This is a genomic window from Streptomyces sp. NPDC093252 (assembly GCF_040683675.1).
Classification (GTDB): Bacteria; Actinomycetota; Actinomycetes; order Streptomycetales; family Streptomycetaceae; genus Streptomyces.
The window spans coordinates 137603-159549 of the sequence record NZ_JBFBEM010000009.1 but is presented as its reverse complement, the minus strand read 5'-3'; the positions used below and the strand labels follow the sequence as shown (position 1 = coordinate 159549).

Here is a 21947-nt window from a genome sequence, read left to right as displayed (position 1 = left end):
CCCTTCCTGGCGGACCGGCCCCTCTCGGCGGACCGCCCCGTTCCGGTGAACCGGCCCGCCGGTTCGGTCCGGGCGGAACGATCCCGGCGCCGTCGGCCGTTGGATCCCACAGAACGACGGGGGTGTCGATGACGAGTGCCAGTGGTACGCAGGGCGGGGCGGCGGTGGCGGTCAGCAAGGACGGGCTGCCCGGTTGGCTGGACCCGGTGGTGCACGCCGTGGAGACGGTGGAGCCGCCGCAGCTCAGCAGGTTTCTGCCGCCCGCGGACGGCGGCGGCCGGCAGTCCGCCGTGCTCGTCCTCTTCGGGGACGGTACGCGCGGTCCCGAACTGCTGCTGATGGAGCGGGCCACCTCCCTGCGCGAGCACGCGGGGCAGCCCGCCTTCCCGGGCGGCTCGCTCGACCCGGAGGACGGCGACCCCCAGGGCGACGGCCCGCTGCGGGCGGCGCTGCGCGAGGCCGAGGAGGAGACCGGGCTCGATCCCGCCGGGGTCCAGGTCTTCGGTGTACTGCCCAAGCTGTACATCCCGGTGAGCGGGTTCGTGGTCAGCCCGGTCCTCGGCTGGTGGCGCCGTCCGAGCCCGGTCGGCGTGGTGGACCCCAACGAGACCGCGCGGGTGTTCACCGTGCCCGTGGCGGATCTCACGGACCCGGCCAACCGGGCCACCACGGTCCACCCCGGCGGCCACAGAGGTCCGGCATTTCTGGTCAACTCGGCCCTTGTCTGGGGGTTCACGGCGGGAATCATCGACCGCCTCCTCCATTACTCGGGCTGGGAGCTTCCCTGGGACCGCGACAAGCAGGTCCCGCTCGACTGGCGGTCATGACAGGGTGGTCGCCGAGCTGTGTTCCGCCGGGAACGGCCATGTCCGCGCGCCGCAGGGCGCAGGGCCGGGCCATGCCCCCGGCGGGGTCCCCGTGACCGGAGAATGACGAGGCGAGGCCGAAAACGGTGAACGTGCTGGACATCCTGCTGCTGCTCGCTGCCGTCTGGTTCGCGATCGTCGGCTATCGCCAGGGTTTCGTCGTCGGCATCCTGTCGGTGATCGGCTTCCTGGGCGGCGGTCTCGTCGCCGTCTACACTCTCCCGGTCATCTGGGACGCGCTCACCGACAACTCCGAGGTGAGTACCGTCGCCGCGGTGGTCGCGGTGATCGTCGTCATCGTCTGCGCCTCCATCGGCCAGGCCCTGACCACCCATCTCGGCAACAAACTGCGCCGGTACATCACCTGGTCCCCGGCCCGCGCGCTGGACGCCACGGGCGGGGCCCTGGTCAACGTCGTCGCGATGCTCCTCGTGGCATGGCTGATCGGGTCCGCGCTGGCCGGTACGACCTTGCCCACCCTGGGCAAGGAGGTCCGCGGCTCCAAGGTGCTGCTCGGGGTCTCCCGCGCGCTGCCCGCCCAGGCCGACACCTGGTTCGCCGACTTCTCCTCCGTCCTGGCGCAGAACGGGTTCCCGCAGGTCTTCAGCCCGTTCGCCAACGAGCCCATCACCGATGTCCAGCCGCCCGACCCGGCCCTGGCCAACAGCGAGGTGGCCACGCGTGCGAAGAGATCCATCGTCAAGGTGATGGGCACCGCGCAGAGCTGTAGCAAGGTTCTGGAAGGCACCGGTTTCGTCTTCGCCGACCGCCGGGTGATGACCAACGCGCATGTCGTCGGCGGGGTCGACGAACCCACCGTCCAGATAGGCGGCGAGGGCCGCCGCTACGACGCGACGGTCGTCCTCTACGACTGGAAGCGCGACATCGCCGTCCTCGACGTGCCCGACCTGGACGCGCCCGCGCTGCGGTTCACCTCCGACGACGCGACGAGCGGGGACAGCGCGATCGTCGCCGGGTTCCCGGAGAACGGCGCCTACGACGTACGCGCGGCCCGGGTGCGCGGCCGGATCCCGGCCAACGGGCCGGACATCTACCACCGCGGCACCGTGCACCGCGATGTCTACTCCCTGTACGCGACCGTGCGCCAGGGCAACTCCGGCGGTCCGCTGCTCACCCCCGACGGCGAGGTCTACGGCGTGGTCTTCGCCAAGTCCCTCGACGACCCCGAGACCGGGTACGCGCTCACCGTGGACGAGATCCGCGAGGACATCGACCTCGGCCGGACCGCGAACCAGCAGGTGGACAGCGATAGCTGCGCGATGTGAGGCCCCGGGCGCGTGCTGCCCGGTGTATGGGTGCGCGCCGCTGGGTGGGGCTCGTGTGCCGCCCGGTGTATGGGTGCGCGCTCCTCGGTGGGGCTCGCGTGCAGGCGGGTGCCGGGGTGCGTGCCGTTCGGTGAGGCTCGCGCACGGTCCGGCGGGGCTCGCGTGACCCGGGGCGCGGGGCGGCGCGTCAGCCGCGTGGGTGCCGCAGCCGTACGGACACCCAGCGGGCCCGGCGGCGCAGGATGCGCGGAATGCCCACCCTGGGGTCCTCGCCCTGGAGTTGCGGAGCACTCCGCTGGTGGGAAGTCGGACCGCCCGCTGAGCGGCGGTCGCGTGCTGCGTCACTGTAATCGTGCGTCCAGCCCATACCGGGACGTGTGCCCCTGGCCCAAGGTCGATAACCTCGTCCGGGCCGCCCAATTGGCCTATGCGTCGGGCAAGTGGCCGTTCGTAGTACAGGTGTTCAGATCCGGATACCGGGCGCGAGGGCCCGCTCACCCGGCGCGGTCGCGGCCATTCGGCCAGACGGCCGGGACTGACCAGAAGTCAGTCCAGTGGCGGAGTGGGGAAGTGACGGCGTCCAGGGGGATCCGGCGTGAGCCGGGGCCTGCTGTGCACCCGGAACAGGTGTGGGCCCGAGTGTGCGGGTGTGCCCGTGCCGCCCGGAACTGATGTCGGCCGGAGCCTGCCGTGCAACCGGAACCGGAACCGGAACTGGAACGGGAAGTGGGTGTGGGCCGGAGCCCGGCATGGACCGTACCGGAGCTGACCCGTACTCGGCATCGACCCGTACCCGGCACGGACCCGTACCCAGAGCTGGCCCGTACCCGTACCCGTATCCGCACCCGCCGCGGAGCGGGCCTCACCGGTCCGGTTCCGGGTCCTTCAGCCAGTTCACCAGCTCCCCGGAGAACGCGGCCGGGTCCTCCTCGTGCGGAAAGTGGCCCAGCCCGTCGAAGAGCCGCCACCGGTACGGCGCTTCGACATACTCCCCGGAACCGGCCGCGCTGCGGGTCCGGGTCACCGGGTCCAGCGACCCGTGCAGATGCAGCGTCGGCACCCGCACCGGCCGCTTCATCCGCCGGTTGAACTGGATGCCGTCGGGCCGCGCCAGCGACCGCACCAGCCACCGGTACGGCTCGATCGAGCAGTGCGCGGTGGAGGGGATGCACATCGCCCGCCGGTACGCCTCGATCGCCTCGTCGTCCGGGAGCCTCGGGCCGGACCAGTCCCGGATCAGCCGCCCCACCAGCGCCCCGTCGTCCGCGACGAGCTGCCGCTCGGGGATCCAGGGCCGCTGGAACCCCCAGATGTAGGAGCTGGCGGCGGTCTGCCGGGCGTCCGAGAGCATCGCCGAGCGCCAGCGCCGGGGGTGCGGCATCGAGGAGACCGCCAGCCGCCGGACCAGCTTGGGCCGCATCACCGCCGCCGTCCACGCCAGATAACCGCCCAGGTCATGGCCGACCAGCGCCGCGTCCGGCTCGCCGAGGGAGCGGATCACCCCGGTGATGTCGAGGGCGAGGTTGGCCGGATCGTAGCCGCGGGGGGTGCGGTCGCTGCCGCCGACCCCGCGCAGATCCATGGCGACCGCCCGGAACCCGGCGTCGGCGAGCGTCACGAGCTGATGCCGCCAGGTCCACCAGAACTGGGGGAAGCCGTGCACCAGCATCACCAGCGGACCGTCCCCGAGTTCCGCGATGTGGAAACGGGCGCCGTTGGCGGCCACATCGCGGTGGACCACCGGCTGCCCGCCGGGCAGATCGATCCGTACGGCCGAGGCCGGATGCGCCGAAGGGGTGGCGGGGTCGGTCATGACGAACCGCGCGCGGTGCCGCCGGCGCCGGCCGCCTCGATGGCGGCGGGGACCCGGTCGCCCGCGCCCGTCAGTGCCGGACGGTCGTCCGTGACGGGCTCGGGGCGCGGGTGCGGCTTGGCGTTCTGGAGCACGCCCGCAGTCTCCTTCACCGACGCGGCGACCTTCTGCGGGCCCTTGCCCTTCTTCGCCTTCTTGGCGAAGGCCAGACCGATCAGCGCGAGCGCGACCGCCACCAGGACGTTCGCCGCGAAGGACAGCAGAAAGCAGAGCGCCAGATTCCAGCCGCTCCAGGTGCGGATGCCGTACGCCAGGGCGAAGTTCAGCATCGGCAGGGAGAACAGCAGGACGACCGCGGCCACGCCGAACGCGCCGCCGCTCAGCACGCCCCGCTTGACGTCCTGCTTGAGCTGCGCCTTGGCCAGCGCGATCTCGTCGTGCACCAGCGCCGACATGTCCGTGGTCGCCGAGGCGAACAACTGGCCGATGCTGCGTTCCGCGCCGACCGGGCTGCCGTCTGGTGCGCTCATCGCGGTCTCCCTCGTGTGCGTACGGTGCCGTCCGCGCGCCTGTGTCCAGCCTCGCTGTCCGTCTCGGCCGACGCGTCCGGTCCCGCTCTTTTGTACCGTCTCGTCAGATCATGCCGGACCGCGGTTCTCCTCGCCCGCCCCGCCCGGCACTTCGGCAACCGCGTCGCGGGCCGCCCGGGTGCGTTCCTCGGCGATCCTGCGGTGCTCGGCGGCCTTGCGGTCGTAGATCTCCGCCATCCGCAGGTGGTACGCCGGGTCGTGCTCCTCGTAGATGTCGGGGATGCCGTCGAGGTCGTCGTCGCGGTCCTCGTCCTCGACCATCCTGCGGTACTTGGCGTTCCGTATCTTCAGCAGGACGGTGGCGAGGACGGCGGCGATCAGCGAGCCGGTCAGCACGGCGGCCTTGATCTCGCCGGTCATCGCGGCGTCGCCGTCGAACGCGAGTTCGCCGATCAGCAGGGAGACGGTGAAGCCGATCCCGGCGAGGGAGGCGACCGCGAAGACATCGCCCCAGGCCAGATCGTCGCTGAGGGAGGCCCGGGTGAAACGGGCGGTGAGCCAGGTGCCGCCGAAGATGCCGACGGTCTTGCCGACCACCAGCCCCAGCACCACCCCCAGCGTCTCCGGCTGTGTGAAGACGTCCCGCAGCGCCCCGCCGGACACCGCCACACCCGCGCTGAACAGGGCGAACAGCGGTACCGCGAACCCCGCCGACAGTGGCCGGACGAGGTGCTCGATGTGCGAGCCGGGGGAGTGCTTCTCGTCGTCGTGGGTGGTGCAGCGCAGCATCAGGCCCATGGCGACACCGGCGATGGTGGCGTGGATGCCGCTGTTGTACATCAGCGCCCAGATCACCAGCGCGAGGGGGACGTAGATGTACCACCCGCGTACGCCCTTGCGCAGCAGCACCCAGAAGAGGACCAGGCCGGCCAGGGCGCCGCCGAGGGCGGCGAAGTTCAGTTGGTCGGTGAAGAAGACCGCGATGATCAGGATGGCGAAGAGGTCGTCCACGACCGCGAGGGTCAGCAGAAACGCGCGCAGCGCGCTGGGCAGCGACGTCCCGATGACCGCGAGCACGGCGAGGGCGAAGGCGATGTCGGTGGCGGTGGGCACCGCCCAGCCCGCCAGGGACCCGCCGCCGGAGGACGCGGTGAGCGCGTAGACCAGCGCGGGGACGGCCATTCCGCACAGCGCCGCGACCACCGGGAGCGCGGCGGCCTTGGGGTCGCGCAGATCACCGGCGACCAGTTCGCGCTTCAGTTCGATACCGGCCACGAAGAAGAAGATCGCGAGCAGTCCGTCGGCCGCCCAGTGCGCGATCGACAGATCCAGGCCGAGGGCGGCGGGGCCGAGGTGGAAGTCCGAGACCGTCGCGTAGCTGTCGCCGAAGGCGGGTACGTTCGCCCAGATCAGCGCGGCCACGGCGGCGACCAGCAGCAGTACCCCGCCGACCGTCTCGGTGCGCAGGGCTTCCGCGACGAAGTTCCGCTCGGGCAGCGACAGCCGTCCCAGCACCTTGCGGGGGGCGGTGCTCCCCGTGCTGTCCTGGGGGTTTTCCTTGCGGCGGACGGGCGCGGACACGGTGAGACCTCCGGTCGGTGAGCATGACGGGACACTTGCCGACCAGACTTCCCGGCACACCAGTTGCAGATCTCCACGGCAACGGACGCGATCTTGTCGCGTTGTTGACGCACTTCTTATTTTAACCGCACGGGATCAGGGCGCACGGGAACGGAAGGGGGGACGGGAACGGAGAGGGGCATAGGAACGGGAACGGAGAGGGGCATGGGAGCGGGAACGGAAAGGGGCACCCCGGGTGGGGTGCCCCTTGTAGTGCCGGTCGGCCGGTGCTGCGGGTCCGCCGTAGCGCTGGGTCGGCCGGTGCTTCCGGTCTTCTCGCGTGCCGGGTCGGCCGGTGCTCCGGGTTTCCGATGCGCTGCGTCGGCCGGAGTCCCGCGTCCTCCGTTGTGCCGGGTCGGCCGGTCCCGTCCGCTCTCCGGTGGTGCCGGGCCCGGTCAGTCCTCGCTGGGTGCCGAGGGGAGCTGGGCCTGGATCAGGTTCATGACCGTGGAGTCGGCGAGCGTGGTGACATCGCCGACCTGCCGGTTCTCCGCGACATCGCGCAGCAGCCGGCGCATGATCTTGCCAGAGCGGGTCTTGGGCAGCTCGGCCACCGGCAGGATCCGCTTGGGCTTGGCGATCGGGCCGAGCGTGGTGCCCACGTGGTTGCGCAGGTCGTTGATCAGCCCCTCGTCCTCCGAGGCCGAACCGCGCAGGATCACGAACGCCACGATCGCCTGACCGGTCGTCTCGTCGGTGGCGCCGACGACCGCCGCCTCGGCGACCGAGGGGTGCGAGACGAGCGCCGACTCCACCTCGGTGGTGGAGATGTTGTGACCGGACACGAGCATCACATCGTCCACCCGGCCCAGCAGCCAGATGTCGCCGTCGTCGTCCTTCTTCGCCCCGTCACCGGCGAAGTACTTGCCCTCGAAGCGGGACCAGTAGGTGTCCAGGAACCGCTGGTCGTCGCCCCAGATGGTGCGCAGCATCGACGGCCACGGTTCGGTCAGCACCAGATAGCCGCCCCCGCCGTTGGGCACCTCGTTCGCCTCGTCGTCGACGACGGTCGCCGAGATGCCGGGCAGCGGGCGCTGCGCGGAACCGGGCTTGGTCTCCGTCACCCCCGGCAGCGGGGAGATCATCATCGCGCCGGTCTCGGTCTGCCACCAGGTGTCCACGATCGGCGTGCGGTCGCCACCGATGTGCTTGCGGTACCAGATCCACGCCTCGGGGTTGATCGGCTCGCCGACCGACCCCAGCACCCGCAGGCTGCTCAGATCGAACTTCGCGGGGATGTCGTCGCCCCACTTCATGAACGTACGGATCGCCGTGGGCGCGGTGTAGAGGATCGTCACCCCGTACTTCTGGACGATCTCCCAGAACCTCCCCTGGTGCGGGGTGTCGGGCGTGCCCTCGTACATCACCTGCGTGGCGCCGTTGGAGAGCGGCCCGTAGACGATGTAGGAGTGCCCGGTGACCCAGCCGACATCGGCCGTGCACCAGTAGACATCGGTCTCCGGCTTGAGGTCGAAGACGGCGTGGTGGGTGTACGACGCCTGGGTGAGGTAGCCGCCGGAGGTGTGCAGGATGCCCTTGGGCTTCCCCGTAGTACCAGAGGTGTAGAGGATGAACAGCGGGTGCTCGGCCTCGAACGCCTCGGGGGTGTGCTCCGCCGACTGGCGCCCGACGATCTCGTGCCACCAGACGTCCCTGCCGCCGTCCCAGGCGACCTCCTGCTCGGTGCGGCGCACGACAAGCACGTGCTCGACAGTGCCCGCCTTCTGCACCGCCTCGTCCACGGCCGGCTTCAGCGCGGACGGCTTGCCCCGCCGGTACCCGCCGTCGGAGGTGATGACGACCCTGGCGTCGGCGTCCTGGATACGGGTCGCCAGCGCGTCGGAGGAGAAGCCGCCGAACACCACGGAGTGCGCGGCGCCGATCCGCGCGCACGCCAGCATCGCGACCGCCGTCTCCGGGATCATCGGCATATAGATCGCGACCCGGTCGCCCTTGGCCACGCCCAGCTCCAGCAGCGCGTTCGCCGCCCTGGAGACCTCGTCCTTCAGCTCCGCGTAGGTGAGCGCGCGGCTGTCGCCGGGCTCCCCCTCGAAGTGGATGGCGACCCGGTCCCCGAGCCCTGCCTCCACATGCCGGTCCACGCAGTTGTACGCCACATTGAGCGTGCCGTCCTTGAACCACTTCGCGAACGGCGGGTTCGACCAGTCCAGCGTCTCCGTCGGCTCCTGGGCCCAGGTCAGCCGGCGGGCCTGCTCGGCCCAGAAGCCGAGCCTGTCAGCCTTGGCCTGTTCATACGCCTCCGCCGTGACATTGGCGTTCGCGGCCAGGTCGGCGGGGGGTGCGAACCTGCGCTCTTCCTTCAGCAGGTTGGCCAGGCTTTCGTTGCTCACGACATCTCCCTTTCCAAGGGTGTCCGTTGTGTCCCAAGCCACAGCTCACCAGAACCGAGGGGCCGATGACAAGGGTCGACGGGCAAATGGTTTAGACCTGTGAGAAGGGACTCCGCCGGGCGCGCCCCGAACCGGTCCCTCCCGGTCTTTCCCGCCGGGCATGGGGCACGTCGTACCAAAACTTCACCGCTCCAATCCTTCCCACGGGCGCGATCCCCGCCAGGTTCAGGCTGTGTCTTCCATGTCACACGGGGGTGAGGGGGTGGGCCATAGGGGTGGGAGGGAGGGATGGGGGGACGGTAACGGGGGCCCCGGAGGGAGGGGCGGGGCGGTGTCGGGAGGGGCGTTCGTGGGGGCGGCCGGAGGGGAGGGGTGGGCCGGTAACGGGAGAGGGGAGCCGGGGCGCAACCGCTGGCGAGCGGGGGTGCGCCTGCGCCGACCTCGGTCAGGCCCGGCTCCGCAGCCCGTCCGCCCCCTCCACGTCGTCGAACACCCGGTCCTCGCCCCGCTCGGTGAGCAGATACGCCTGTGCCTCGCCCACATGGAAGTACATCCCGTGCAACTCCAGCTCCCCTTCGCGCTGTGCCTGCGCCACGGCCTCGTACGCCCGCAGATGCTCCAACTGCTGCACCACATTCGTCAGGCACAACTGCTCCACCGCGTCCGCCGGACGGCGCCCCGCCAGCCGGGGCCACGGACGCCCGGCGTCGGCCATCCGCTCCAGGCTGGGCCTGCCATGCCGCAGCCACCGTCTGAGCGGCGTCATCGCCCCGCCCGGCTCGGCGTTGAGCAGCGCCTGCATCCCGCTGCACCCCGAGTGCCCGCACACCGTGATGGACCGCACCCGCAGCACATCCACCGCGTACTCGATCGCGGCGGCCACCGAGTCGTCCCCGCTCTCGGCACCCGGCAACGGCACCAGGTTCCCCACATTGCGCACCACGAACAGATCACCCGGACCACTGGAGGTGATCATCGAGGTGACGACCCGTGAGTCCGCGCAGGTGAGGAAGAGCTGCGACGGCCGCTGCCCTTCCCGCGCCAGCCGCGCCAGCTCTCCGCGCACCAGCGGCGCGGTGTTCCGCTGGAACGCGCTGATCCCACGCGCCAACTGCTGACCGCTTTCCTGACCGGGGGCGGGGGCGGGGGCGGGGGCTGGGGCTGGGGTGGGGTGGCCTTCGGCGTCGCTCTCGGCGCTGGTGCCGGTCCCCCTGCCCGTGCCGAGGGCTGCGGATGCGGATGCGGCTGGGGGTGCGACTGGGGCCGCGGTCGGGACGCCACCGGCGTTCTGCCCGAGTACCGGGGCGTACCCGTCGGGCGCGGACCGGTCAGGCGACCCGGGACCGAACCGACCGTCCCGCATCGATACCCCCAACACCTCCGACGCCGCCCCCAATGACCTCGACACCGGCGACGCACCCGCTGCCTGCGACGCAGCCGCCCGCGACGCACCCGACACCTCCGGTACCTCCGACACCTCTCCCCTCTCCACCCCCTCCCTCTCCCGCGCCGAACCCGTCGGCTCGCACTGATGGTTGCGCCACGGCGTCCAGGGCCGACAACGGCAGTCGGCGATGGGCGCATAGGCGCTGTCCGGGGCCCCGACGCCAGCCGCCGCCTCGGCACCATCGGCCGCCCCGACGTCGTCCCCCGCCACCCCGCCGCTCCCGACAGCCGCCCCCGCTCCCACCGCCTCTGCGGCTCCCACGACCTCCGCGGCTCCGATAGATCCGGACGGTGACGGGGAAGGTGACGGGGACGGGGAAGGTGACGGGGTCGGCCCCGAGCGCCCGACGCCGCCCTCCGCACCCCTGGCCCCCGCCGCCCTCAGGCCCTCCATGCCCCCGCCCCCCGCCGCCCTCAAGCCCTCCGTACCCCCGCCCCCGGCAGCCCTCAAGCCCTCCGATCCCCCCGCCCCCTGCATCTCCCCGGAATCGAAACCGCCGGACGGCACTCCCATCGCCCCCGCCGCACAGCCCTCTCCCAAGGCCCGTCCGGCACAGGTCCCCGCCGCGGCACCCCCCGTGGCAGCACCTGCGGCACCTCCCGCCGCACCCCCCGTGGCAGCACCTCCAGCACCTCCCGCGGCACCCACCCGCCCCCCTTCGACACCCTCCGCGCCCCCCGCCAGCCTCGCGGCCTCCCCCGCCCCCGGGCCGGAGGCCGCCTCCGGCCCCGAGGTAGGCAGGCTCGCGTCGAGGTCGAGGAGGGGGGTGGCCGTGGGCCCGGTCAGGCGGGGACCGCGACGGCCGCTCAGATGGACGGTGCCGCCCTGGGCGGTGTGGGTGTTGCGCCAGTCCTGGAGCGTTTCGTAGGCCGCGTGGTCCATGAAGGAGCCGTCCAGCACGACGACGGCGTGGGCCCCGTGCGGCACATGGTGCAGGGCGCGGCTGAGGCGGGGCACGGCGAGAAACGTCAACTGGCCTCTGACATGGATGTGATGGGCTCCTTCCTGTTCGTCGTGGGTGATCCGGGTGCGGGCCAGGCGATTGAGGGCGACGGCGACGGCGACGGCGATCCCCAGCGTCACGCCCTCCAGGACGCCGAGGAGCACCACGCCGAGGGTGGTGACCGCGTAGACCAGCACTTCTCGGTGGCGGGTCACCGTGCGAATGTGGTTCAGGGAGACCATCTGGATGCCGACGGCCATCACCAGGGCGGCGAGTGAGGCGAGCGGGATCAGCTCCAGCACCGGAATCATCAGAAGCGCGGCGACCACTACGAGAACGCCGTGCAGCATCGTGGAGTTCCGGCTCACCGCACCCGCGTTCACATTCGCCGAACTCCGTACGGCCACGCCCGCGACGGGCAGTCCGCCGAGTGCGCCGGACGCGATGTTGGCGGCGCCCTGGCCGAGCAGCTCGCGGTCCAGGTCGGAGCGGCCGACCTTGCCGGTCAGGCCGGGGCGGGCGGCGGCCAGCTTGTCCACGGCGACCGCGCCGAGCAGCGACTGCACACTGCACACCAGCGTGGTGGTGAGGACGGCGGTGGCCAGGCCCAGCGCCGGGCCCTCGGGCAGCCCGGCCAGCGCATGGCTCTGCCAGGACGGCAGTTCCACCTTGGGCAGACCGATCCCGGCGAGCGAGGCGGTGGAGGTGGCTCCGGCGACGGCGATGAGGGGGGCCGGGATCCGGCGCAGCAACTGTCCGGCGCGGCCGGGGATCCGGGGCCAGAGGAACAGCAGGGCGAGGGTGAGCGCGCTCATCGAGACGGCGGCCGGATGCAGGTGCGCGAGCTGGGCGGGCAGCGCGGCGAGGTTGTCGAGGACGGCGCTCTGCGGGGTGCCGCCGAGGACGATGTGCAGTTGGGCGACGGCGATGGTGACGCCGATCCCGGCGAGCATGCCGTGCACGATCGCGGGGCTGACGGCGAGCGCGGAGCGCGCCACCCGCAGACAGCCGAGGCCCAGTTGGGCGAGCCCGGCGAGGACGGTGATGGCGCAGGTGGTCCGCCAGCCGTAACGGTGGATCAGGTCGGCGGTGACCACCGTCAGTCCGGCGGCGGGGCCGCTGACCTGGAGGGCGGAGCCGCCGAGCCGGCCGGCGACCAGTCCGCCCACGGCGGCGGCGACCAGCCCGGCCTGGAGCGGGGCGCCGGTGGCCAGGGCGATGCCCAGGGAGAGCGGCAGGGCGATCAGGAAGACCGCGATGGCGGCGGAGACATCGGCGCCCGCGATCCGGAAGCGGGGGTGCCGCCGCCCGGCCGGGGGCGGGCTGTGCGGCTGGTGGGCATGGCGCGCGCGCCGGGCGTCGACAAGGCGGGTCCCCTTGGCCCGTGCGGTTTCCAGGGCCTGGGGCAAGGTGCGGAAAGCGGACATCGGGTCCCGTCTCCTCCGGGGCGGCGCGGTCGCGGAACAGGTGGTCCCCGTGTGGGGCGGGGGTCGGGTCGCGGCCGTGGGACACGGCGTGCAGCGGCGGGATGAAATGAGCGATTGGTAAACGGATCGTAATCCGGAGTAAAGGTCAAGCATGGATTTAAGGGGCAAATGGGCTAAGAGATCACCTTCATGAGCGAATCAATAATTCAGTCGGCTTGTCGTACTAATTCCTTCTCGGTTCTGTGCGAGCTTGACCGCGCCGCCGGTTCTCCCGGCGGACGCCGTCCGGTCTTCGGCGGCGCGTTGGCCCGAGAGAAGGAAGAAGGTGGGCGGACATGGCCGCCACCCAGAGGATCGCCGCGGGGGCCGTGGTCGCCGCGGTCTGTGCCGCGTCGCTCGCCGGCTGCGGCATCGGCTCCACCGGTTCCGGCTCCTCCGGTTCCGGGGAAGGGGCGGCCGGATCGCAGGGGGCCCGGCCCGCCCCGGCGCCCAAGAGCGCGGTCCGGCTCATCGGCGACGGCTCCACCGCGTTCACCGGCGCCCAGCCGCATCTGCCCCGCCCCGAGCGGCTGAAGCCAGGTCAGAAGCCCCCGCAGTTCGTGGTGTTCTCCTGGGACGGCGCCGGGGAGGACAGCCAGAAGCTGTTCTCGCACTTCCGCGAGGTCTCCAAGCGGAACAACGCCACGATGACCTACTTCCTCAGCGGCGTCTATCTGCTGCCCGAGGAGAAGCGCGACCTCTACCGGCCCCCGCAGCACTCCCCGGGCCGCTCCGACATCGGCTTCAACGACGACGAGGGCATCGCCGAGACCGTCAAGCAGCTCCGCCTGGCCTGGCTGGAGGGCAACGAGGTCGGCACCCACTTCAACGGCCACTTCTGCGGCGAGGGCGGGGGTGTCGGCGAGTGGTCGGTCGAGGAGTGGAAGGACGAGATCGCCCAGGCCAAGCAGTTCGTGAAGTCCTGGAAGACCAACACCGGCATGCGCGACGCCGCCCCGCTCCCCTTCGACTACGACAAGGAGCTGATCGGCGCCCGCACCCCCTGCCTGGAGGGCCAGAAGAACTTCACCAAGGCCGCCGCCGAACTGGGCTTCCGCTATGACACCAGCGGCGTCAACAACCAGGTCTGGCCCGGCCGGAAGGAGGGCCTGTGGGACCTGTCCATGCAACTCGTCCCCTTCCCCGGCCACACCTACGAGCAGCTCACCATGGACTACAACTTCATGGTCAACCAGTCCGGCACCACCACCCAGGGCGACCCGTCCCAGTACGAGTACTGGGGCGACCAGATGCGTGACGGCCTGCTCCAGGGCTTCGAACGCGCCTACAACGGCAATCGCGCGCCCCTGATCATCGGCAACCACTTCGAGTCCTGGAACGGCGGCACCTATATGCGCGCCATCGAGGAGGTCGTCGAGGGGGTCTGTACGAAGTCGGAGGTGCGCTGCGTGTCCTTCCGCCAGCTCGCCGACTGGCTGGACGCCCAGGACCCGAAGACCCTGGACAAGCTGCGCACCCTGAAGGTGGGCCAGGCCCCGCAGCAGGGCTGGGAGCCCTTCCTGTCGGCGAGCCCGGCCCCGGCCCCCAAGGGTGTGCCCGGAGCCCCGCCCGCCGACCGGAAGCAGTAGGCGCCCGAGGGACCCTCATACACGGGCGCCACCCAGGGGGACCCGTGTACACGGGCGCCCAGGGGGACCCGTACAGGCGGGATGGCAGGAGTGGCCGAGGAGGGGGGCGGCCGGCCCAGGACGGCGGCAGCAGCCCGAAGGCCAGGCGTCCCCCGAACGGGCTACACGGGCGCCGCGACGCTCTCGCCGAGTACGAAGCCGGGGTCGACCTGGGCGGCCAGGTCGGCTCCGGTGCGCTCGTTGCCCCACGACTGGGCGTTCTTCAGATGGAAGTGCACCATCTGGCGGGTGTAGTTCTCCCAGTCGCGCAGCGCGTAGGTCGCGTCGGCGGCGGTCTGCAACTGCGCCAGGGCCCGGCGGTTGGGGTCCTCCAGCAGCTCGAACCGGGGCGGACGGCCCTTCTCCATGGCCCGGACCCAGTCCGAGTGCCCGACCGTGACGAGCAGGTCGTCACCGACCTCGGCGCGCAGGAAGTCGAGGTCGTCCTGACCCTGCACCTTGTTGCCGACGACCTTGAGGGTGACACCGAAGTCGCGGGCGTACTCCTTGTACTGGCGATAGACGGAGACCCCCTTCCGGGTCGGCTCGGCGACGAGGAACGTGATGTCGAAGCGGGTGAACATGCCGGAGGCGAAGGAGTCCGATCCGGCTGTCATGTCGACCACGACGTACTCGTCGCGCCCGTCGACCAGGTGGTTGAGGCACAGCTCCACCGCTCCGGTCTTGGAGTGGTAGCAGGAGACCCCCAGATCGGCTTCGGTGAAGGGCCCCGTGACCATCAAACGGACGGCCCCGCCGTCGAGTTCCACCGGTCGGGCGCAGGCGTCGTAGACCGGGTTGTTCTCGCGCACCCGCAGCAGCCGTGAGCCGTCGCCGGGCGGGGTGGTCTTGATCATCGTCTGGGCGGAGCCGATGCGCGGGTTGCTGCCGCGCAGATAGTCCTTGATCAGCGGCAGCCGGTCGCCCATGGCGGGCAGGGCGGCGGCCTGGTCGTCGTCCAGGCCGAGCGCGGCGCCCAGGTGCTGGTTGATGTCGGCGTCGACGGCGACGACCGGGGCTCCGGTGGCGGCCAGATGGCGGATGAAGAGGGACGACAGGGTGGTCTTGCCGCTGCCGCCCTTCCCGACGAAAGCAATTTTCATGTTCAGTAAGCCTAGTGGTGCCCGGCACCCGGCGGGCCCGGGGACGTGAAGAAGACCACTCCTTCGTGGGGTGCGCGCCCCGGGTGCGTAGGGTCGTACCCATGAGTACGACAGGCGCGACCGACGACCCGCTCGCGGCCCTGGGCTCGCTGCCCGGCGTGGCCGACTCCGTCGAGTCCGTGCGCAAGGCCGTGGACCGGGTGTACCGGCACCGGGTCATGCGGCGGCGCAGCAACGAGATCACCTCCGAGGCGGCGCTGCGCGGCGCGCGCGGTTCGGCGGCGCTCTCCGGTGCCGACTGGGCGCTCGAAGAGGTGCGGCGGCGCAGTGACTTCGGGGTGGACGGCGAGGCCCGGGTCATGGGGGCGGCGCTGCGGCTGACCGCCGAGGCGGGTCAACTGCTGTCCATCTGGCGGCAGTCGCCGCTGCGGGTGCTGGCCCGGCTGCATCTGGTGGCCGCGGCGGACCGGGGGGACGAGGTGGGGCGCCCGCGGGTGGCGGACGAGCCGGTCGACGAGCCCCTGATCGCGCTGCCGCTGCCCGGCGCCGACGAGGTCGCGGGCCGGCTGGAGGGGCTGGGTGAGCTGATCGTCGCGGGGGGTTCGGCCCCCGCTCCGGTCACGGCGGCCGTCGTCCACGGCGAGCTGCTGGCGCTGCGGCCCTTCGCCTCGTACAACGGGCTGGTCGCGCGGGCCGCCGAGCGGATCGTGCTGGTCGGCAGCGGTCTGGACCCGAAGTCCGTGTGCCCTGCGGAGGTGGGGCACGCGGAACTGGGCCGTGCGGCCTATCTCGCCGCGTTCGACGGCTATGTCTCCGGTACGCCGGAGGGGATGGCGGCCTGGATCGCGCACTGCGCGCGGGCGGTCGAGCTGGGGGCGCGGGAGTCGACGGCGGTGTGCGAGGCGTTGCAGCGGGGCGCGGCCTGACGGCGCCGCCCCTGTGCGCGTGATCCGCCGGACAAGGGTTGCGGCGGTACGAGGTCTCGCACCGCCGCTGGCATGGATACCTGGTTACCAAGCGTCCTCGATGTTTTGCCCATCAGGTCGGGTACTTCGCCCGTCACCTGGTGCGGCTGGCCCGTAATCGACGGGTCGACGTCGCGTGGGTGCCCTGCATTCATGCGCGGTCCGTGGGGCCAAATGCGTTGTTCAAGGTGATCCTCTCGGATATGTCCTTGGTCTCGCGGGCCGTTGACTCCTTTGTACTCCCGCCCCGCGGGCAGCGGAAGGGCTGGCTTCGGTTCTTTACTTTTAGGTTCAAAAAGGATCAAAACAACAGTAATGACGTGCTCATGGTCGGCGGGTCGAAGGTGTGTCGCGAGTGGGAGGGAAGAGGGGCAGGTCAGGGGCGCGCCGGACGGGCGAGGCGTGGCCCGGCGGAGCGGGTCAGGCGGCGGAGCGTAGGGCGGCTGCCGCCGCGCGGCGTCGGCTGGCGTACCAGACCAGGCCCGCGGTGGCCGCGGCGGCTCCTATGGCGGCCGCCGCCACCAGGGCCGGGCGCGGCGGTACGGAGAACGAGGGCAGCCGCTGCTTGAGCCGGACCGGGCGGTGGAAATCCAGAATCGGCCACCCGCGCGCGAGGGCCTCGCGGCGCAGCGCCCGGTCCGGGTTCACGGCGTGCGGACGGCCGACCGTCTCCAGCATCGGCAGATCGGTCGCCGAGTCGCTGTAGGCGAAGCAGCGGGCGAGGTCGTAGCCCTCGGAGGCGGCGAGCTGCCGGATCGCCTCGGCCTTGGTGGGGCCGTAGGCGTAGTACTCGACATCGCCGGTGAAGCGGCCGTCGGCGCCGATCACCATCCGGGTGGCCACCACGCGGTCCGCGCCGAGAAGCTCCCCGATCGGCTCGACCACCTCGGCCCCCGACGTGGACACGATCACCACATCGCGGCCGGCGATGTGATGGTCCTCGATGAGGAAGGCGGCCTCGTCGTAGATGAGCGGGTCGATGATGTCGTGCAGGGTCTCGGCGACGATCTCCTGGACCTGGCGGACGTCCCAGCCGCGCACCAGTTGGGAGAGATAGGCGCGGGTGCGTTCCATCTGGTCGTGGTCCATGCCGCCGACGAGCAACACGAACTGGGCATATGCGGTGCGCAGGACGGCCCGGCGGTTGATCAGACCGCCTTGGTAGAACGACTTGCTGAACGAGAGCGTGCTCGACTTCGCAATGACCGTCTTGTCCAGATCAAAGAAGGCCGCTGTGCGGGGCAAGGAGTGGTTTTCCACGCCCTTGAGCATAGGGGCAGCCCATTCGGCGTAAGGTGAGGCGCGTGGGTTTGCCTGAGAGGGCTCTCGGGTACACCATGGAAGTCACGGATCGTTCGCGACCGTGCTAACCCGGTCCGGCTCCTCCCCCCCCCGAGTCGGCCGTGGGGACGACCCCCGCTCTCCCCCCCGGCGGGGGTCGTCGCATGTCCGGACGGCGTTTCGCGTTCTTCTCCTCATCTCCTGCGGCAGCGGTGCCGCACAGGGGCGGCTGCGGCCGCCCCTTTCGCATGTCCATGATCGGTCACTCTGAGTAGCGTTCGGGCTGCTCTGCGGGAGTCGCACGAGATGCGGTGCGGGGCTGGCCAGCCGTCACCGGTGTGGGTGACGGCGATATTCACAACCACCGAGTTGTCCACAGATTTCGACCAAGATCCACATCATTTCCAGGATCGCTGCACGCTCATTCCAACGCGCCGCGATCGATGCGAGTTCGCCATCGGCGGACCTGTTTCCCGGACGCGTTTGGCCGGTTTCCTGCGGCCGTTCAAATGGAGGCCGGAGCCCCGGTTCTTCCCGCCCATGCGAATCGCGGCACTCCGGGCGCCGCGCGAGCCGAGTCGAGCAACGAGGGGGAGTCCCATGTCCACCACCGTCACCCACGATCCGCCACCGCCCGGCCACGGCCGCCGGGCCGGACCGCTGATCCTCACCGAGGACCCCGACCTGCTGGACGATCTGCTGCGCCTGTGCGCGGCGGCCGGAGCCACGGCCGAGGTCCACCACTCGGTGCCCGAGCGCACCGACGGCTGGGAGGCCGCACCCCTGGTCCTGGTCGGCGACGACGCCGCCGGGCGCGTCCGCGGTACGGCCCGGCGGCGCGGGGTCGTCCTCGTCGGCCGCGACCAGGACGACCCCGGGGTGTGGGAGCGGGCCGTCCGGATCGGCGCCGACCATGTCCTGCTCCTGCCCGACGGCGAACAGTGGCTCGTCGACCGGATCGCCGATGTGGTCGAGGGCGTCGGACGGCCCGCGCTCACCGTCGGGGTGCTCGGCGGCCGGGGCGGGGCGGGCGCCTCCACACTGGCCTGCGCGCTCGCCGTCACCTCCGCGCACGAGGGGCTGCGCACCCTCCTGGTGGACGCCGATCCCCTCGGCGGCGGACTCGACGTCCTGCTCGGCGGCGAGAGCGCCGAGGGGCTGCGCTGGCCCGCGTTCGCCGCCTCCCGCGGCCGGCTCGGCGCCGGAGCGCTGGAGGAGTCCCTGCCCGAACTGCACGCGCTGCGGGTGCTGAGCTGGGACCGCGGCGACCGGCTCACCGTGCCCTCCCAGGCCGTCCGCGCGGTGCTGTCCGCCGCCCGGCGCCGCAGCGGCACGGTCGTGGTCGATCTGCCCCGCCGGCTGGACGACGGGGTCGCCGAGGTGCTCGCCCAGATCGACATCGGCCTGCTCGTCGTCCCCGGCGAACTCCGCGCCGTCGCCGCCGCCGGCCGCATGGCGTCCACCGTGGGCATGGTGCTGCGGGACCTCAGGGTCGCCGCCCGCGGGCCGTACGCGCCCGGTCTCCACGATCGCGAGGTGGCCCGGCTGCTCGGGCTGCCCCTCGCCGGGGAAGTGCCCGTCGAGGCCGGGCTGCTGCGCCCGGACGGGAGCAAGTCGCCGCCCGCGGCCGGTGGACGCGGTCCCCTGGCCCGCTTCTGCAAGGGATTCTGGGAGCGCGCCCTGACCGAGGCGAACGCGGCATGAGCGCGCGATCCGCGCCCGCCCTGCTGGACGGGGTACGGCAGTGGCTCGCCGAGAGCGGCGCCGAACCCACCCCCGCGCGCGTGGCGCAGGCCCTGCGCGAACAGGGCCGCGTCCTGGGCGACGCCGAAGTGCTCGGGGCCGCCCGCCAGTTGCGCTCCGAACTGATCGGCAGCGGCCCCCTGGAACCCCTCCTCGCCGACCCGTCGGTGACCGACGTCCTGGTCTCCGCCCCCGACCGGGTCTGGGTCGACCGAGGCGGCGGCCTCGAACTGACCCCGGTCGCCTTCCCCGACCCGGCGGCCGTACGGCGGCTCGCGCAGCGCCTCGCCGCCGTCGCCGGGCGGCGCCTGGACGACGCCCGCCCCTGGGTCGACGCCCGGCTGCCCGACGGCACCCGCCTCCACGCGGTGCTGCCCCCGGTCGCCGTCGGCTGCGCCTGTCTGTCCCTGCGGGTCGTCCGCCCGCGCGCGTTCACCCTCGGCGAGCTGGTAGCGGCCGGCACCGTACCGCCCGGCGGGGACCGGATCCTGCGCGCGCTGCTGGCCGCCCGGCTCTCCTTCCTGATCAGCGGCGGCACCGGCAGCGGCAAGACCACGCTGCTCAGCGCCCTGCTCGGGCTGGTCGGACCCGGCGAACGGATCGTGCTGGCCGAGGACTCCGCGGAACTGCGCCCGGACCACCCCCATGTCGTACGGCTGGAGGGCAGACCCGCCAACCAGGAGGGCGCCGGCCTGGTCACCCTGGAGGACCTGGTGCGCCAGGCCCTGCGGATGCGGCCGGACCGGCTGGTCGTCGGCGAGGTGCGCGGACCCGAGGTGGTGCATCTGCTGGCCGCCCTCAACACGGGCCACGAGGGCGGCTGCGGGACCGTCCACGCCAATGCCGCCGCCGATGTCCCCGCCCGGCTGGAGGCCCTCGGCACGGCGGCGGGCCTGGACCGCGCGGCCCTGCACAGCCAACTGGCCGCGGCGCTGTCCGTCGTCCTCCACCTGGTCCGCGACCGCGACGGGCGGCGCCGGATCGACGAGGTACGGGTGCTGGAACGGGACCCGGCCGACCCGTCCGGCCTGGTGCGCACGGTCCCGGCGCTGCGCTGGGGAACCGGGGCCTTCGCGCGCGAGCGGGGCTGGGAGCGGCTGGAGGCGCTGCTGAGGGGGGCCTCGGGTGACGGGGAGGAGGTCGGCGGTGATGGCCGGGCGACGGGAGGGGGATCGGCAGTGGTGACCGGGCGACGGGGGCGAGAGGAAGGCAATGGGTGAGATGGGAGTGAACGGGATGGGAGCGAGCGGGATGGGTGAGGTCTGGATGGGGGCGGCCCTGGGGTGTGTCGGGGTCGCGGTCCTGCTGATGGGCGGCGGGCCGTTCGGGGCGCGGCGGACGCGGTTGCTGTTCGCCGGTGGGGGTGGCGTGGGGCACGGCCCGCCGCTGTGGCCCCGGTGGGCGCGGGTACGGGCGCGGGCGCGCGTGCAAGTCGAGTGGTGGGTGCCGGTGGCCGGGCTGGCGCTGGGCATCCTGGGCGGTTCGGTGCTGCCGGTCGTCGCGGGGGCGGCCGGAATGCCGGTGGTCCGGCGGATGCGGCTCGCGTGGGAGGCGCGACGGGACCGGGAGCGCCGGACGGCCGAAGTGATCGCGCTGTGCGGGGCACTGGCCGGGGAAGTACGGGCGGGACGGCAGCCGGGCGACGCGCTCACACGGGCCGCGCGGGAGTCCGACGGGCTCGGCGCGGCGCAGCCGGCGGTGCTGGCGGCGGCCCGGTTCGGCGGGGACGTACCCGGGGAACTGGCCGGGGCGGCACGGCAGCCGGGCGCCGAAGGGCTGCTGGGGCTGTCGGCGTGCTGGCGGGTGGCCGTCGACCAGGGGGCGGGACTCGCGGCCGGGCTCGACCGGCTGGACGCCGCCCTGCGCGCCCAGCGGGACCGACGGGCCGACCTGCGCGCCCAGTTGGCGGGCGCCCGCGCCACCGCGCTGATGCTCGCCGGGCTGCCTGCGGCGGGCCTGCTGCTGGGCACCGCCCTCGGCGCCGACCCGCTCCGTGTCCTGCTGCACACCGGCCCCGGCCTCGTCTGCCTGGCCGTCGGCCTGGTGCTGGAGGCCGCCGGGCTCTGGTGGGCCCTGCGCATCGTCCGCCGGGCGGAGGCGGCATGAACGGCGTCAGCGGCGAGGTTGTCCACAGTCTGGGGGCGGCCCTGGGGACGGCGCTGGCCCTCACCTGGGCGGCACGGCGGGTGCGGGTCGCCCGCCGGGAGCGGCGGGTACGACGCCGGGTGGCCCGACTGCTCACGCCGGACGCGGTGGTGCCGGAGCCGCGGCTCTCGGCGGGGGCCGCGCGGGCGGTGGTCCTGCGCTGGGCGCCCTGGGGCGGTGTCGTGGGCGCCGGGTGGGTGCTGATCGGCGGGGTCGCGGGCGTGGCGCTCGGCGCCGCCGGGGCGGTCGGCCTGTGGTGGTGGCGTCGGCGGCAACGCGCGGAGAGCGCGGCGGACTCGGCGGCCCACCTCGCGGAGGCCGGACGGCAACTCCCGCTCGCCGCGGATCTCCTGGCCGCCTGCATCGCGGCCGGCGCGGGTCCGGTGACCGCCGCGCACGCGGTGGGCGAGGCGCTCGGCGGCCCGGTGGGTGACGCGCTGGCCCGGGGTGCGGCCGAGGTCCGGCTCGGCGCCGAACCGGCCACGGCGTGGCACGCGCTGGCCGCACTGCCCGGCGCCCAGGCACTGGCCCGGCTGCTCGCGCGGGCCGACGAGTCGGGGCTCCCCGCCGCGGCGCCGGTCGCCCGGCTCGCCGAGGACACCCGCGCGGAATGGACCCAGGAGGCGACGGCACGGGCCAGAAGGGCGGCCGTACTGATCAGCGCCCCCGTGGGGCTGTGCTTCCTGCCCGCGTTCATCGCGGTGGGCGTGCTGCCGGTGGTGCTGGGGATGGCGGGCGAACTGCTGGGAGGGGGGTGAGG

The 21947-nt window shown here is 72.6% G+C and carries 16 protein-coding genes; 8 read left to right on the top strand and 8 right to left on the bottom strand.

The window, feature by feature from the left end; all coding sequences use genetic code 11:
• Window positions 1-128 precede the first annotated feature (128 nt).
• Window positions 129-827, top strand: coding sequence for a CoA pyrophosphatase (locus tag AB0O01_RS20380; protein ID WP_365315147.1), 699 nt, complete (start codon window positions 129-131; stop codon window positions 825-827).
• A gap of 125 nt (window positions 828-952) precedes the next feature.
• Complete coding sequence (locus tag AB0O01_RS20375; protein WP_365315145.1) at window positions 953-2152, top strand: MarP family serine protease; 1200 nt, start codon at window positions 953-955, stop codon at window positions 2150-2152.
• A 187-nt stretch (window positions 2153-2339) separates the two neighbouring features.
• Here the strand turns inward: AB0O01_RS20375 and AB0O01_RS20370 are convergent, their stop codons facing one another.
• The 6 genes from AB0O01_RS20370 to AB0O01_RS20345 form a co-directional block, all read right to left on the bottom strand.
• Window positions 2340-2519, bottom strand: a complete 180-nt coding sequence (locus tag AB0O01_RS20370; RefSeq protein WP_365315143.1) for a hypothetical protein — start codon at window positions 2517-2519, stop codon at window positions 2340-2342.
• Between the two features lie 495 nt (window positions 2520-3014).
• Window positions 3015-3965 (bottom strand): alpha/beta hydrolase, encoded by a 951-nt coding sequence (locus AB0O01_RS20365; RefSeq protein ID WP_365315142.1) that lies wholly within the window; start codon window positions 3963-3965, stop codon window positions 3015-3017.
• Window positions 3962-4495 (bottom strand): phage holin family protein, encoded by a 534-nt coding sequence (locus AB0O01_RS20360; protein WP_365315140.1) that lies wholly within the window; start codon window positions 4493-4495, stop codon window positions 3962-3964. Before AB0O01_RS20360 ends, AB0O01_RS20365 begins: the two co-directional genes overlap by 4 nt.
• Before the next feature lie 108 nt (window positions 4496-4603).
• Window positions 4604-6076 carry a Na+/H+ antiporter NhaA gene (gene nhaA, locus AB0O01_RS20355; RefSeq protein ID WP_365315138.1) on the bottom strand — a complete coding sequence of 491 codons (1473 nt, stop codon included), beginning with the start codon at window positions 6074-6076 and terminating at the stop codon, window positions 4604-4606.
• Window positions 6077-6510: 434 nt separating this feature from the next.
• Window positions 6511-8466, bottom strand: coding sequence for an acetate--CoA ligase (acs, locus tag AB0O01_RS20350; RefSeq protein WP_365315137.1), 1956 nt, complete (start codon window positions 8464-8466; stop codon window positions 6511-6513).
• Between the two features lie 445 nt (window positions 8467-8911).
• On the bottom strand, window positions 8912-12283 hold the full coding sequence (locus tag AB0O01_RS20345) for a bifunctional SulP family inorganic anion transporter/carbonic anhydrase (RefSeq protein WP_365315135.1): 3372 nt from the start codon (window positions 12281-12283) through the stop codon (window positions 8912-8914).
• A gap of 335 nt (window positions 12284-12618) precedes the next feature.
• Here AB0O01_RS20345 and AB0O01_RS20340 point away from each other — a divergent pair, with 335 nt between their 5' ends.
• A complete protein-coding gene (locus tag AB0O01_RS20340) occupies window positions 12619-13911 on the top strand; it encodes a hypothetical protein (protein ID WP_365315134.1) in 1293 nt (430 codons plus the stop codon).
• A gap of 161 nt (window positions 13912-14072) precedes the next feature.
• On the opposite strand, the gene AB0O01_RS20335 is transcribed toward AB0O01_RS20340, so the two are convergent.
• On the bottom strand, window positions 14073-15053 hold the full coding sequence (locus AB0O01_RS20335) for an ATP-binding protein (RefSeq protein WP_365315132.1): 981 nt from the start codon (window positions 15051-15053) through the stop codon (window positions 14073-14075).
• A gap of 101 nt (window positions 15054-15154) precedes the next feature.
• On the opposite strand from AB0O01_RS20335, the gene AB0O01_RS20330 reads away from it, so the two are divergent.
• Window positions 15155-15979 carry an oxidoreductase gene (locus tag AB0O01_RS20330; RefSeq protein ID WP_365315130.1) on the top strand — a complete coding sequence of 275 codons (825 nt, stop codon included), beginning with the start codon at window positions 15155-15157 and terminating at the stop codon, window positions 15977-15979.
• Window positions 15980-16438: 459 nt separating this feature from the next.
• Here the strand turns inward: AB0O01_RS20330 and AB0O01_RS20325 are convergent, their stop codons facing one another.
• A complete protein-coding gene (locus AB0O01_RS20325; RefSeq protein WP_365315129.1) occupies window positions 16439-17290 on the bottom strand; it encodes an HAD family hydrolase in 852 nt (283 codons plus the stop codon).
• Window positions 17291-17899: 609 nt separating this feature from the next.
• Here AB0O01_RS20325 and ssd point away from each other — a divergent pair.
• The 4 genes from ssd to AB0O01_RS20305 are packed head-to-tail and all read left to right on the top strand — an operon-like array spanning window position 17900 to window position 21945.
• On the top strand, window positions 17900-19003 hold the full coding sequence (gene ssd, locus AB0O01_RS20320; RefSeq protein WP_365315127.1) for a septum site-determining protein Ssd: 1104 nt from the start codon (window positions 17900-17902) through the stop codon (window positions 19001-19003).
• On the top strand, window positions 19000-20262 hold the full coding sequence (locus AB0O01_RS20315) for a TadA family conjugal transfer-associated ATPase (RefSeq protein WP_365315126.1): 1263 nt from the start codon (window positions 19000-19002) through the stop codon (window positions 20260-20262). The genes ssd and AB0O01_RS20315 overlap by 4 nt, the downstream gene beginning before the upstream one ends.
• 31 nt (window positions 20263-20293) lie before the next feature.
• Window positions 20294-21148 (top strand): type II secretion system F family protein, encoded by an 855-nt coding sequence (locus AB0O01_RS20310; protein ID WP_365315124.1) that lies wholly within the window; start codon window positions 20294-20296, stop codon window positions 21146-21148.
• Window positions 21145-21945 carry a type II secretion system F family protein gene (locus AB0O01_RS20305; protein WP_365315122.1) on the top strand — a complete coding sequence of 267 codons (801 nt, stop codon included), beginning with the start codon at window positions 21145-21147 and terminating at the stop codon, window positions 21943-21945. Before AB0O01_RS20310 ends, AB0O01_RS20305 begins: the two co-directional genes overlap by 4 nt.
• The last annotated feature ends 2 nt before the right edge of the window (window positions 21946-21947 follow it).